Genomic DNA, 13,301 nt, shown 5'->3' on the forward strand with positions numbered 1-13,301 from the left:
CGTGTCACCGTCCTTTGAAGTTCGGCGAGCGCCTGGCGGCGAAGGCCGCCAGGCCCTCCCGGAAGTCCTCGCTGCGCGACGACAGCTCCATACCGAAGGCCTCGCCCCGCAGGTGGTCGTCCAGGTTGTCCGACGCGCCGGCGTGCATCAGCCACTTGGTCAGGCCCAGCCCGACCGTGGGGCCGGCCGCGAGCCGGGCCACGAGGTCGCCGACGGTCGCGTCGAGCTCCTCGGTCGCCGTGGCGGCGTGGATCAGACCCCAGTCGACGGCGGTGGCCGCGTCGACCCGCTCGCCGAGCAGCAGCATCCGCCGGGCCCGCACCTCGCCGACGCGGCGCGGCAGCAACCAGGTCAGGCCGCTGTCCGGGGTGAAGCCGCGCTCGGAGAACGGCGCCCAGAACCGGGCGTCGGTGGCGGCGACCGTCACGTCGGCGGCGACGGCCAGGGCCAGGCCGATCCCGGTCGTCCAGCCCCGCACCGCGCACACCACCGGGGTCTGTACCTCGCGGACCAGCGGGATCAGCCGGTGCGCCTGGAGCGGCAGCCGCCGCTGGATCGAGCCGGCCCGCGGTCTCGCTCCGCCGGCGGCGTTGCGGGCGACGATGTCCGCGCCGCCGCAGAAGTCCGCGCCGTTGCCGCGCAGCAGGATGACCCGGACGGCCTCGTCGGTGCCGGCCTGGGCGATCGCGTCGATCAGCCCGTACATCATCGCGTCGTTGATCGCGTTGCGCTTCGTCGGCCGGTCCAGCGTCAGCCGCAGCACCGGCCCGTCGAGGACGACGTCCAGCCCGGGCGCGCTCGCGTACGCGAGGCCGTCGCCGGTGCTCTCGCCGCTCGCGCCGCCGTTCCTGTCACCCGCGCCGGTGCTCTCGTCGCCGATGACCGCGTTCTCGTTGTCCACGACGGCGCTCACTGCTCCCGGAACCGCTCGACGATCGCGTCGAGTGTGTTGCGCAGGTCGCCGGTGCCGCCGGGCGGGTCGGGCAGCCGGACGGCCCCGTGCTCCCGGCTGGGCAGCAGGATGGTCGCCGTCCCGGGTGTCGTGAGCTCGCCGCGCTGGTTGGTCGCCTCGAGCTCCAGGTCGGCGGCGGGCCGGCCGCCCTCGGCCAGGTACTTCCGCACGACCGTGCCGCGCAGCCACTGCGTGTCGCCGACATAGTTGAACTTGCGGAACTCGCAGGAGAGCTTCCAGAGCCAGGCGTCGTCGCCCATCCAGTCGGTACACAGGTGGATGAGCCAGGTCTCGCGCATCCGGCCGTAGTCGTAGGTCGTCGGGTTGCCGGCGCGGCGGGCGAGCTCCGGGTCCCAGTGCACCCGCTGCTGCACGTCCGGGATGTTCAGGTCGTCGCGGTAGTAGAAGCCCGGGATGCGCCGGCGGTTCGCCAGCGCGAGGCGCAGCGGGGCGACGCCGTAGAGGCCCATGYCCATGCCGACGTGCCAGCAGACCATGTCGGTGACGCGCAGCGGGCCCTTCACCATCGGCCCGACCGTGTCGCCGACCTGGACGTCCTCCCAGTGGCGCGGGTCGCCGCCGCGCCGGGCGGCGGACTCGGCGTCGTACGCGGCCTCGATCTCGGCGATCTGCTCGTCGGTGTACCGCTGGGGCTCGATCTTCGCGTACTTGCCACGCTCCCGGGCCTTGCGGCGTTCGGTGCGGACCATGTTCCGGTACTGCCCGGACAGCGGCGTGCCGGTCTCGTCCATGAACACCTGGCCGCCCCACTCGTGGACGGCCCGGCCGGCGAACTCGCTCACCTTGTCGTGCACGCCGACGAGGGCGTTGCGGCGGAACACCCGCAGCCCCGGCCGCAGCGGCGCCCACCACTCGCGGGAGGCCGCGGAGTAGAAGGCGTGCACCCCGCGCAGCGGGTCGCCCTTCATCACGTCGCGCAGGTGGTCCGGGATGCCGGTCACCTCGTCCTCGCCGATGAGGGTGTCGCCGCCGACAAGTGGGGGCGGGGCGATCGGCCCGCCCCACACCGACGCGGCCGCGTAGTCCTCGTCGCACCACAGTGGGTTGTCGTCGCCGTAGCAGCGGGCCACGTTGCGGAACGCGTCGACGTTCGGGCGCCGGTACTGCGGCGGGGCGGTGTGCGGCTCGGCGATGCCGATCCGGGCGCGCAGCCGCGCGATCCCCTCATCGGTGATCGTCCCGCCGGRCTTGCGCTCCCGGGCCTCGGTGCTCGCCTCGGGCTCGGTGTCGGCCTCGGTGGCGTCGCTGGCATTCGTGACCACGGATGGGCCGCCTTTCGGTCGTGCGGGCCGGACCAGTGACGGCGTCAGGCCGTAGGTAGCTCCAGGCTTAGGAGCCTGGCCGCGTTGCCACGGGCGATCTTGTCGATGTCCGCCTGGGGCAGGTGGCCGAACTGCTGGGCGGCGGCTTTCTTCGACTGCGGCCAGGTGCCGTCCTGGTGCGGGTAGTCGGTCTCGAAGACGACGTTGTCGACGCCGATCCGGTCGAGCAGGTCGACGCCCACCGGGTCCTTGAAGAAGCAGCTGTAGACCTGGCGGCGATAGTAGGTCGACGGCGGCTCGGGGCAGTGCCGCTGGCCGTGCGCCCAGCCGCGGTGGGTCAGCCACACGTCGTCGGCCCGGTCGAGCACGTACGGGATCCAGCCGATCTGGGCCTCGGCGTACATGAGCCTGAGGTCCGGGAAGCGGTGCGGGACGCCGGAGAACAGGAAGTCGACGAGGCTGCCGGCGCTGTTGCTGAACAGGACCGTCGCCTGCACGGCCTCGGGCGCGTCCGGCGCCGTCTGCATGACCTTGGTGCCCGACCCGATGTGCATCGCGACGACGGTGCCGGTCTCCGCGCAGGCGGCGAAGAACGGGTCCCAGTACCCCGAGTGCAGGCTCGGCAGGTCCAGGTAGGACGGGAGCTCGGTGAACGCGACGGCCCGCACGCCGCGGGCCGCGTTGCGGCGCACCTCGGCGGCGGCCAGGTGCACGTCCCACAGCGGCACGATGCACAGCGGCAGCAGCCGGCCGCCCGACGTGCCGCACCATTCCTCGACCATCCAGTCGTTGTAGGCCTCGACGCAGAGCTTCGACAGCTCCTTGTCCTTGCCCCACAGGAAGATCTGACCGCAGAACCGCGGGTAGTTCGGGAAGGCCAGCTGGGCGGCCACCCCGTTGATGTCCATGTCGGCGATCCGGTCGGCGACCTTCCAGCAGCCGGGGCGCATGTCGTCGAACGTGATGCCGTCCATCGTGACCTCGTCGGCGGGAACGCCGGCCGCGGCGATGTAGCGCTTGAGGCTCGTCATCCGGCCCTCGTAGCTCCACCAGGCCACGTCCGGGCCGTCGATGCCGGGGGCCTCGATGTAGCTGGAGCCGACGAGCTTCACCTCGCCGGCCGGGGCCATGACGATGCGCGGGCCCGCTTCGCGGTACCTCGCGGGCAGCCGGGAGCTCCAGACCTCCGGTGCCTCGACGACGTGCGCGTCCATGTCGATGAGATCCGGGATCCTCGCCAGGACCGACGCGTCGACGTCGGGCCCGCCCACCACCTGCGGGAGCTGCTCTGCCGTCAGGTCCGTCATGGCCGTATGCACCACCGATCCGGGTGAGTACTGGTCGTCACTGCTCGATCGACTCCGTCGACCGCCGCGCCGCCGCGCGCCCGCACGCCTTGCCCGTGGTCATCGCCGTCCGGCCGTCGCCGGTGGATCGCGGCTGTCGCTGGTGTCGTGGCGGCTCGCTGCGCTAGCATAATGTATACGATCTGCCCAGCCAACCGTTCGCGGAGCCGCCGACGAAGCCGGCGCCGCGGGCGAGGCGGCGCTGGAGGGGGCGTAGCCCCCGTTCCCCTCCGGCGTGGGCAGGCCCGGCGAGGCCGGGTCCGCCGGACGAGACGAGGTGGAGCATGCGGCTGCGGGACTCCGAGTCCGACGCGAGGTTCCGCAAGGAGGTGCGCGCCTGGCTCGCCGAGAACCTGCCGGTCCTCGGCCCGCCGCCCGCCTACGGCGACTGGCCGGCCAGGAAGACCTACGACCAGCGCTGGCAGCGGATGCTCTTCGACGCCGGCTACGCCGGCATCGACTGGCCGGCCGCCTACGGAGGCCGTGGCGCGACCGCGTCCGAACAGCTGATCTTCCTTGCCGAGTCGGCGGCGGCCGGTGCCCCCGACCTCGGGGTGCACTTCGTCGGCCAGCTGCACGCCGGCCCGACGCTGATCGCCGAGGCCACCGACGAGCAGCGGGCCTTCCACCTGCCGCGGATCCTGCGCGGCGAGTCGATCTGGTGCCAGGGCTTCTCCGAGCCGGGGGCCGGCAGCGACCTGGCGAGCCTGCGCACCAGGGCCGTGCGCGACGGCGACCACTACGTCGTCACCGGCAGCAAGATCTGGACGTCCTATGGCTTCGCCGCCGACTACTGCGAGCTGCTGGTCCGCACCGACCCGGACGCTGGCAAGCACCGCGGCATCAGCTGGCTGATCATGCCGATGGACCTTCCCGGCATCGACGTCCGCCCGCTGCGCACCATCCAGGGTGAGAGCGAGTTCGCCGAGATGTTCCTCGACGAGGTCCGCGTCCCGGTGGAGAACCTCGTCGGCCGGGAGAACGACGGCTGGCGGGTCGCGATGGTGACCTTCGGCTTCGAGCGCGGGACGTCGCTGGTGCGCGAGCTGCTCACCGCGATGGCGATGGTCGAGGAGCTGGCGACGCTCGCGAAGACGCTCGGCCACGGCCCCGGCCGCACGGCCTGGGACGACGACGCGATCCGCCGGGAGATCGGCCAGGTCGCCGCCGAGCTCGACGCCATGTGGGCGCTGACCCGCCGCAACGTCACCCGCGCGGCCGGCGGCGGCGGCGTGCCGCCGGCGGGCGGGTCGGCCTTCAAGCTGACCTACTCCGAGGCGATCCACCACTTCGGCGAGGTCGCGATGAAGGTGCTGGAGCGCTATGCGATCAGCCTCGACGCGCTGCCCCTGGGCGCCGGCGCGAGCCTTCCCGTCGGGCGCCACATCATCGAGCACCTGCACGCGTTCGCGATCAGCATCGGCGCCGGCACCTCGCAGATCCAGAAGAACATCCTCGCCGAGCGCGTCCTCGGCCTGCCCCGGGAGCGGTGAGCGGTGCACTTCGATCCCGACGAGGACGGGCTCGCCCTGCAGGCGACGGTCCGTGACCTGTGCGGCGAGCGGCTCCCGCTCGAGGCGACCCGGAACTGGACGGGCGCGGCGAGCTTCGACCGCGCCGCGTGGGCCGCGCTCGCCCGGCTCGGCGCGTTCACGATGACCCAGCCGGAGGAGCGCGGCGGGCTGGAGCTCGGGGTGGCCGAGGCGGGCCTGGTCTTCCAGGTGCTCGGCGCCGAGCTGGTCCCCGGGCCGCTGGTCGCGGCCGCGCTCGTCGCCGACCTGGACGAGCGGGTCGGCGCCGGCGAGGCGTTCGCGACGGTCGTCACCCGGCCGCCGGCCGGCTCGGGGCCGGCCCGCGCCGGCGGTCCCTGGGTCATCCCGCACCTGGACCTGGCCACCGATGTGTACGCCGTCGACGAGAACGGAGTCTGGCGGACGGCCGCTCGCGCCGTCGAGGGCACGCCGGTGCCGAACCCGCTCGACCCGGCGACGCCGATGTGGCTCGCCGACACGGTGCCGGCCGGCGAGCAGGTCGGCGGGCCGGAGCTGGCGCGCGGCTGGCTGCTGCGCGGCTCGGTGCTCGCCTCGGCGCTGCTCGCCGGCAACGCGACCCGGACCGTCGAGCTCGCCGTCGCGTACGCGAAGCAGCGCGAGCAGTTCGGCCGGGTGATCGGCGGGTTCCAGGCGGTCAAGCACCTGCTCGCCGAGGCGTTCACCCGGGCCGAGGTCGCCCGCGTCGCCGTCGACGCGGCCGCGGTCGTGCTCGACGACGCCGGCACCGGCACCGGCACGGACGAAGGACCCGCCGACGGCTACGCGGATCCGACGTTCAACCCGGTGCGCGCCATCGCCGGCGCCCGGGTGCTGGCGGCCGACGCCGCGTCGCGCAACGCCAAGACCGCGATCCAGGTGCACGGTGGTATGGGCTTCACGTGGGAGACCACGATCCATCTTTTCCTGAAGCGGGCGTGGGTTCTGCGCAACGCGTTCACCACTCCCGAGGAGGCGGCCGACGCGGTCGCGCACTCGCTGGCCCGGCCGCAATGGATGGCAGCATGATCATATCTCCGTCCATGGAGGCCGTCAGAGACACAGAAAGAAGGGCTGCCGCATGACCAGCTCGGCCGTCGTCGAGGGTGTGGAGGGCTCGGACGTCCCGCCCGCGGAGATCACGCTCGATGTGCGGGACGGGATCGCCACCATCACGCTGAACCGGCCGGACGCCGGCAACGCGCTCACCGGGGACCAGCGCGAGAAGATCATCGCCTGGCTCGACCAGTTCAACGAGGACCCGACGGTCCGCTGCGTCGTGCTGACGGCGACCGGACGGTTCTTCTGCACCGGGGCGGACCTGCGCAACCAGTCCGCGCCGCCGGCCCGGCCGGACGACGTCCCGGAGAAGCTGGTCGGCGACGTGCGGCGCGCGATGCTGCGCGGCGCGATCCGCCTCATCCACGCCATCCTGGACTGCGAGAAGCCCGTCGTCGCCGCCGTCAACGGCACCGCCGCCGGCATCGGCGCGCACATCGCCTTCGCCTGCGACCTCGTCGTGGCGACCGAGAAGGCGAAGTTCATCGAGGTCTTCGCGCGCCGCGGCCTCGCCGTCGACGGTCTTGGTACCTGGCTGCTGCCGCGGCTGGTCGGCCTCACCCGGGCGCGCGAGCTGGTGCTGCTCGCCGAGGACGTCCCCGCGCCGCGCGCCGCCGAGATCGGGCTGATCACCCGGTCGGTGCCGGCGGACGAGTTCGACGCCACCGTCGCCGACATCGCCAGCCGGCTCGCGGCCGGGCCGACCAGGGCACACAGCGCCAACAAGTGGCTGCTGAACCGCTCGCTCGACGTCGAACGGCACACCCTCGCCCAGGAGGAGGCCTGGATCGTCGATGTCATGTCCAACACCGTCGACGCGAACGAGGGCGTCGCCAGCTTCGTCGAACGCCGGCCCACCCGCTTCCGCGGCTTCTGAGTCGCTGGTTCGCTCCGTCCGGGCGCGACGTCCTCCTCCGCGCCCAGCGGGATTGCGTCGCGCTCAGCCGTTTTTCCCTCAGTGAGTGAGTTCGAGGAGGATCTTTATGCCCGAGCTGCGGCACGTCGACTGGTCGAGGCTGTTCTCCCCGAAGGTCGTCGCCGTCGTCGGCGCCTCCGACACCGAGGGAAGCCCGCAGCGCGCGCAGTGGACGCAGGTCCACAGGCGATTGGGCGCGCTCGGCGCCGAGGTCGTCCCAGTGCACCCGAAGAAGCCTGACATTCTCGGGGTGAAGGCCTACCCGAGCGTCACGGCGCTGCCCGCCGACCCGGACATCGTCATCGTGCTGGTGCGCGACCCGCTGCCCATCGTCGAGGAGGCGGTGAACCGGAACGCCGGCTTCGTCGTCGTCTTCTCCGCCGGTTTCGGCGAGCTCGGCACGGCCGAGGGCGACGCCGCCGAGGCGAGGCTGCGCGAGCTCGCGAGCGGCGCGACCCGCGTGCTCGGCCCGAACACCAACCTCAACATCTTCGAGCCGTGGCCGGACGGGCTGCCCAGCCGCGGGAAGCTCGCCATCATCACCCAGTCCGGCTACCAGGGCCGCCCGATCACGCAGGCGCAGGCCCTCGGTGTCGGCATCGAGATCTGGGCGACGATCGGCAACGAGGCCGACCTGGAGTGGGCCGACTTCGTCGGCTACCTCGCCGCCCACCGGCCGAACGTCGGCGCCATCGCCACATACGTCGAGGGCTTCCAGAACGGCGAGGCGTTCATGCGCGCCGCCGACGCCTGCGTGAAGGCCCGCATCCCGATCGTCGCCATCAAGATCGGCCGCAGCGAGGAGGGCCGGGTGATGGCCGCCGCGCACACCGGCCACCTCACCGGGCCCGACGCCGTGCACGACGCCGTGTTCGACCAGTACGGCGTCATCCGCGTCGACGACCTCGACGAGGTCATCGAGATCTCGAACATGTTCTGCCACACCGGGCTCGTCGACGGCCCCGGCGGGATCGCCGTCTACGCGATGTCCGGCGGCACCGCCTCGCACGTCGCGGACCTCTTCGGCGCCGCCGGGGTCAAGATCCCGAAGTTCGAGCGGACGACGGTCGACGCGCTCGAGAAGTACATCCCCTGGTATCTGCGCCGGGACAACCCGGTCGACTCCGGCGGCGTGATCACCGCGCGCCCGGAGAACCGCGAGGTCTTACAGCTGATGCTCGACGACCCGAACACCGACGTGCTGTTCGCGCCCATCACCGGCGTGTTTCCCGGCATGAGCGACGCGCTGTCGCGCGACCTCGTCGCGCTGCACCAGAGGTTCCTGGCCGGCGAGGGCAAGCCGGTGGTCGCGGCGTGGATCTCGCCGATCCGCGACGACTCCTACCGGTCGCTGTGCGAGGCCGGCGTGCCGGTGTTCCATTCCTTCAACGCGGCCGTGCGCGGGCTTTCGGAGCTCGGCCGGTACTCGCGGTTCGTGCGCGCGTACCGGAGCCCGTTCGACGGCGACGCGATGGCCGGCATTCCGGCGCCGGCCGAACGCGCCGTCGCCGCGGTCGCGGGCCGGGAGCTGCTGGCGGGGGCCGGCGCGACCCTGAACGAGGTCGACTCGAAGAAGCTGCTCGCCGGCTACGGCATCCCGGTGGCGGGGGAACGGGTCGTGACGTCGGCCGACGACGCCGTCGCGGCGGCCGTCGCGCTCGGCCCGCCGGTCGTCATGAAGATCGTCTCCGCGGACATCGCCCACAAGTCCGACCTCGGGCTGGTGGCCGTCGGCGTCGCCGGCGAGGACGCCGTCCGGGCGACCTACGACCGGCTGCTGGCCACCGCCGCGAGCGCCGCGCCCGAGGCGGCTCTCGACGGCGTGCTCGTCGCCCAGATGGTGACCGACGCGGTCGCCGAGGTGATCCTGGGCCTGTCACACCAGCACCCGTTCGGCCCGACCATCACGTTCGGCCTCGGCGGCGTGTTCACCGAGGTGTTCGCCGACGTGGCGTTCGCCGTGCCGCCCTTCGACGCCGACCGCGCCCGCGAGGTCATCGAGTCGACGAAGGGCGTGCGGATCCTGCGCGGCACCCGAGGCCGGCCCGCCGGCGACATCGACGCCCTCGTCGACGTCATCCTGCGCCTGCAGTCCCTGGCCCTCGACCTCGGCGACGCCATCTCCGAGCTCGACATCAACCCCATCCTGGTCCGCCCCGCGGGCCAGGGCGTCGTAGCCGTGGACGCCCTCGTCATCCCGACCAGGCGGCCCTGACCAGCTGAGATCGGCCGGCGGCCGGACCCGCGCTACTCGGAGGCGAGGTCGGTGGTGGTGAGGGGGTGGCCGGGGAGTGGGGCTGTCGGGTGGGCGCGCAGGCCGTCGAGGATGATGGCGCGGGCCCGGTCGAAGGCGATCTCGGCCGTCGCGTCGGGGGCGCGGCTGAGGCCGTAGGCGGCGAGCGAGAGCAGATGGGCGACGTCGCCGGAGCCGACGTCGGGGCGCAGCGATCCCTCGGCCTGCGCCGCGAGGACCAGGGCGTCGAGCGTCTCCGCGTACTCGCGGCGGATCCGGGTGATGGCCGGGTCGGCGCGCACGGCCGCCGCCGTGGTCGGTGAGAAGAGGCTGGTCAACCGCATCGTGAGGCGTAGCTCGTGTGACGGGTTGAGACTGTTCACCAGTGCGTCCCAGGCGCGGCCCTCGGCTGCCGCCGGGTCCGCCGTCGCCGGGTCCGCTTTCGTCGCCGGGTCCGCCGCTGCCGCCGCGTCCGAGTCCGCCGCCGCGCGTGCCCTGGCGAGCGTGGTCGCCAGGCTGTCGCGCACGACCGCCACGACCAGGGCCTCCCGGTCGGGGAACCGGCGGTACAGCGTGCCGACACCGACGCCGGCGAGCCGGGCGATCTCCTCCATCGGCACGTCAGGCCCGTCGTCGGCGAACGCCTGGGTGGCCGTGGCGATGATCCGGTCGCGGTTGCGGCGCGCGTCCGCTCGCAGCCTCGGCCGCGCCTCCGCGGTCATGGCCGGACACCCTCCCCAGCCGGGCGCGGCCCAGTCGCGCGCCGCCTGGCTAAGACCCCTGGCGCCGACTGAAGGCAAGCCACCATCGGAAAATCATACCGTCGAGCGTTGCCGACGCGCTGGCGTGAACGGTGCTCCCCTGCCTGGACGTTGTCGTCCGTCGGATGGCGGTGCCCGGCCCGCCCCGGACGCACCCGCCCTCGTGACGCAACGTGACCGCGGCTTTCCCACCCATTTATCCAGATCGCTTGTCAATCCGTTGACCTTGTGACGGTGGTACGCAAGCATTCACTCCCTGACTCCGGCGACCAGAGGGATGTCGTATGCACGCCATAGAGATGTTTGTCAGCGACCCATCCGGCCATGAGGGGCGCCGCCGGGCACGTGGGCACGTCCGCGCGCTGGCCGCGTTAGCGGCGTTAGGAACCGTCGCCGCGAGCCTGTTGCTCACCGCCTGCGGCGACTCCGACAGCGATGACGAGAGCGGGGGCGCCCCGGCGGCCACCGCCAGCGCGGCCGGTACGAACCAGGTGCTCGGTGCCGTGAACCAGGCCAGGGGCACGCCCGTCAGGATCGGGATGATCTCGGACGGCAAGGGCTCCGTCACGGATCTCTCCTTCGAGAGTCCCGTCGCCGACACGACCGTCGCCTATCTCAACGACCGCAAGGGTGGCATCGGCGGGCACCCGATCGAACTGGTCAAGTGCGACGCCCTCGCCGACCCGGCCAAGGGCACCGACTGCGCGAACCAGATGGTCGAGAAGAACGTCACCGCGGTCGTCGTCGGGTCGTCCTCCGTCGTGGAGAGCATGTGGGAGCCGCTGCACCAGGCGCACATCCCGGTGCTGTTCGGCGGCGCCAACGCGGCCTCGATCCTGACGGACAAGGACTCGACGTTCGTCCTGGCGGACGCGCTGTTCTCACTGGTCAACCTGCCGATCCAGCTGGCCAAGGAGAAGAAGATCGACACGGTGTCCGTCGTCGCGATCGACGTGCCGGCCGTGATGAGCATCTACCAGACGGCCGCGCCGGCCGCCTTCAAGGCCGCGGGCGTCAAGCTGGACCTCGTGCCGGTCCCGCCGGGCACCGCCGACATGACGCCGCAGATGCAGCGCATCGCCTCCGCCGGCCCACGGGTCGTGCAGATGATCGGTAGCGACTCCTTCTGCATCGCGGGGCTCAACGGTCTGCACTCCGTCGGCTTCTCCGGGCCGGTCGTCGCCATCTCGCAGTGCGTCACCGACGCCCTGCGCAAGGCGGTCCCGGGCTCGGTGCTCAAGGGCGTGACCGTCTCGGCRACCGCACCGGTCGGCACGGACAACCCGTCGACACGGCTGTTCTCCGCCGTCGTCGACACCTACGGCAAAGGCAAGGGCATCCAGGTCAACCGCCAGGGCTCGCTGAGCATGTTCACCGTCGTCGCGGCGCTGCAGGCGGCGACCGAGGGCATCTCCGGAGACATCACCCCGGCGTCGATCACCGCGGCGATCAAGTCCATGCCGGAGAAGGACCTCCCCGGCGCCGACCCGATGAAGTTCCGCTGCGGCGGCAAGGCGGCGGCGGCGACCCCTGCGGTCTGCGTCCGCGGCGGCCTGGTCACCTCCCTGGACGAGAAGGGCCAGCCCACCGAGTTCCGCGCCGTCGCCTCGACACCCATCGAGGGCTGAGCGACCACCCGGGACGGTCGGGGTTCCGCGGCGTCGACGGCGCCGCGGAACCCGTCGGCGCCTCCTGGCCGCCGAGGGCCGCGTCACGCCATAGCCTTGCTGGCGTGGCGCTGCACAGGCAGGCGATGGGGGAACAGGCGGACGCGCGGCTGGCGGTGCGGCCGCAGCTGCGGTGGCCGGCGGCGCGAGCGGGCGCCGTGGTCGAGGGCGGCGGCGAGCTGCCCCGGTACCGGCTCCCGGCCGGCCCGATGGACCCGGAGACCGCCTACCAACTGGTGCACGACGAGCTGATCCTCGACGGGAACGCGCGGCTGAACCTGGCCACGTTCGTCACCACCTGGATGGACCCGCACGCCGACCGGCTGATGGCGGAATGCGCGGCCAAGAACATGATCGACAAGGATGAGTACCCGCAGACCGCCGAGCTCGAGGCGCGCTGCGTGAACATCCTCGCGGACCTGTGGCACGCGCCCGACGCCCGCGACGCGGTCGGCTGCTCGACGACCGGCTCGTCCGAGGCGTGCATGCTCGCGGGCCTGGCCATGACGCGCCGGTGGCGGGCGAGGCGGCGCGCCGCCGGCCTGCCCGCCGACCGGCCGAACCTCGTGATGGGCGCGAACGTGCAGGTCTGCTGGGAGAAGTTCGCCCGCTACTGGGACGTCGAGCCCCGGCTCGTCCCGCTCGCGCCCGGGCGCACCCACCTCACCGCGGACGAGGCCGCGCGGCACTGCGACGAGAACACGGTCGGCGTGGTCGCCATCCTCGGCTCGACGTTCGACGGGACCTACGAGCCCGTCGCCGAGATCGCCGCCGCGCTCGACCGGCTCGCCGCCGGCGGCGGACCGGACGTGCCCGTGCACGTCGACGCGGCGTCGGGCGGCTTCGTCGCCCCGTTCTGCGACCCGGACCTCGTCTGGGACTTCCGGCTCGACCGGGTCGCCTCGATCAACGCGTCAGGGCACAAGTACGGCCTGGTGTACCCGGGCGTCGGCTGGGTGCTCTGGCGCGACCACGACCATCTGCCCGAGGAGCTCGTCTTCCACGTCGACTATCTCGGGGGCACGATGCCGACGTTCGCGCTCAACTTCTCCCGCCCCGGCGCGCAGATCGTCGCCCAGTACTACTCGCTGCTGCGCTTCGGCCACGAGGGCTACCGCCAGGTGATGCAGGGCTGCCGCGACGTCGCGGCCCGGCTGTCCGACACGATCGCCGCGATGGGCCCGTTCGAGCTCGTCTCCGACGGCGCCACCGGCATTCCAGCGTTCGCCTTCACGATCCGCGAAGCGGGCGGGTCCGGCAGCGTTGGCGGGGCCGGCGGGGCCGGCGGGGCTGGGTTCAGCGTGTTCGACGTCTCGGAGCTGCTGCGGACCCGCGGCTGGCAGGTCCCCGCCTACCGCTTCCCACCCGCGCTGGACGAGCTCGCGGTGCTGCGGGTCGTCGTCCGCAACGGGTTCGGCCCGGATCTCGCCGACCACCTGGCCGCCGACCTGCGCCGCGTCGTCGACCGTCTCACGGCCTCCGGCCACCCCGCCCCGGTCGGCGACGAGCCGGCCAGCACCGGCTTCCATCACTAGCCGCGTCACCGGCCGGCGCC

At 72.7% G+C, this 13,301-nt stretch carries 10 protein-coding genes; 6 read left to right on the top strand and 4 right to left on the bottom strand.

The window, feature by feature from the left end:
• Positions 1 to 4: 4 nt before the first annotated feature.
• From BL253_RS01910 to BL253_RS01920, 3 genes are read right to left on the bottom strand one after another with little or no spacing between them, the layout of a single operon-like run.
• Entirely contained in the window at positions 5 to 913 is a 909-nt protein-coding gene (locus tag BL253_RS01910; RefSeq protein WP_338013679.1) for an enoyl-CoA hydratase-related protein, read from the bottom strand.
• Positions 910 to 2,235, bottom strand: coding sequence for a hotdog family protein (locus tag BL253_RS01915; RefSeq protein WP_241834426.1), 1,326 nt, complete (start codon positions 2,233 to 2,235; stop codon positions 910 to 912). The genes BL253_RS01910 and BL253_RS01915 overlap by 4 nt, the downstream gene beginning before the upstream one ends.
• 44 nt (positions 2,236 to 2,279) lie before the next feature.
• On the bottom strand, positions 2,280 to 3,542 hold the full coding sequence (locus tag BL253_RS01920) for an amidohydrolase family protein (RefSeq protein WP_076813011.1): 1,263 nt from the start codon (positions 3,540 to 3,542) through the stop codon (positions 2,280 to 2,282).
• Between the two features lie 323 nt (positions 3,543 to 3,865).
• Between BL253_RS01920 and BL253_RS01925 the strand changes: the two genes are divergently transcribed.
• The 4 genes from BL253_RS01925 (at position 3,866) to BL253_RS01940 (ending at position 9,300) form a co-directional block, all read left to right on the top strand.
• Positions 3,866 to 5,074, top strand: a complete 1,209-nt coding sequence (locus BL253_RS01925; protein ID WP_076813014.1) for an acyl-CoA dehydrogenase family protein — start codon at positions 3,866 to 3,868, stop codon at positions 5,072 to 5,074.
• 3 nt (positions 5,075 to 5,077) lie between these two features.
• A complete protein-coding gene (locus BL253_RS01930) occupies positions 5,078 to 6,139 on the top strand; it encodes an acyl-CoA dehydrogenase family protein (protein WP_076813016.1) in 1,062 nt (353 codons plus the stop codon).
• A gap of 52 nt (positions 6,140 to 6,191) precedes the next feature.
• On the top strand, positions 6,192 to 7,046 hold the full coding sequence (locus tag BL253_RS01935) for an enoyl-CoA hydratase/isomerase family protein (protein ID WP_076813018.1): 855 nt from the start codon (positions 6,192 to 6,194) through the stop codon (positions 7,044 to 7,046).
• Between the two features lie 106 nt (positions 7,047 to 7,152).
• Entirely contained in the window at positions 7,153 to 9,300 is a 2,148-nt protein-coding gene (locus BL253_RS01940) for an acetate--CoA ligase family protein (protein ID WP_076813020.1), read from the top strand.
• 32 nt (positions 9,301 to 9,332) lie between these two features.
• On the opposite strand, the gene BL253_RS01945 is transcribed toward BL253_RS01940, so the two are convergent.
• A complete protein-coding gene (locus tag BL253_RS01945; protein WP_076813023.1) occupies positions 9,333 to 10,040 on the bottom strand; it encodes a helix-turn-helix domain-containing protein in 708 nt (235 codons plus the stop codon).
• Between the two features lie 323 nt (positions 10,041 to 10,363).
• Here BL253_RS01945 and BL253_RS01950 point away from each other — a divergent pair, with 323 nt between their 5' ends.
• Positions 10,364 to 11,707 (top strand): ABC transporter substrate-binding protein, encoded by a 1,344-nt coding sequence (locus BL253_RS01950; RefSeq protein ID WP_081437907.1) that lies wholly within the window; start codon positions 10,364 to 10,366, stop codon positions 11,705 to 11,707.
• 104 nt (positions 11,708 to 11,811) lie between these two features.
• Positions 11,812 to 13,281, top strand: coding sequence for a glutamate decarboxylase (gene gad / locus BL253_RS01955; RefSeq protein ID WP_076813029.1), 1,470 nt, complete (start codon positions 11,812 to 11,814; stop codon positions 13,279 to 13,281).
• Positions 13,282 to 13,301: the final 20 nt, after the last annotated feature.

The organism is Pseudofrankia asymbiotica, from assembly GCF_001983105.1.
Classification (GTDB): domain Bacteria; phylum Actinomycetota; class Actinomycetes; order Frankiales; family Frankiaceae; genus Pseudofrankia; species Pseudofrankia asymbiotica.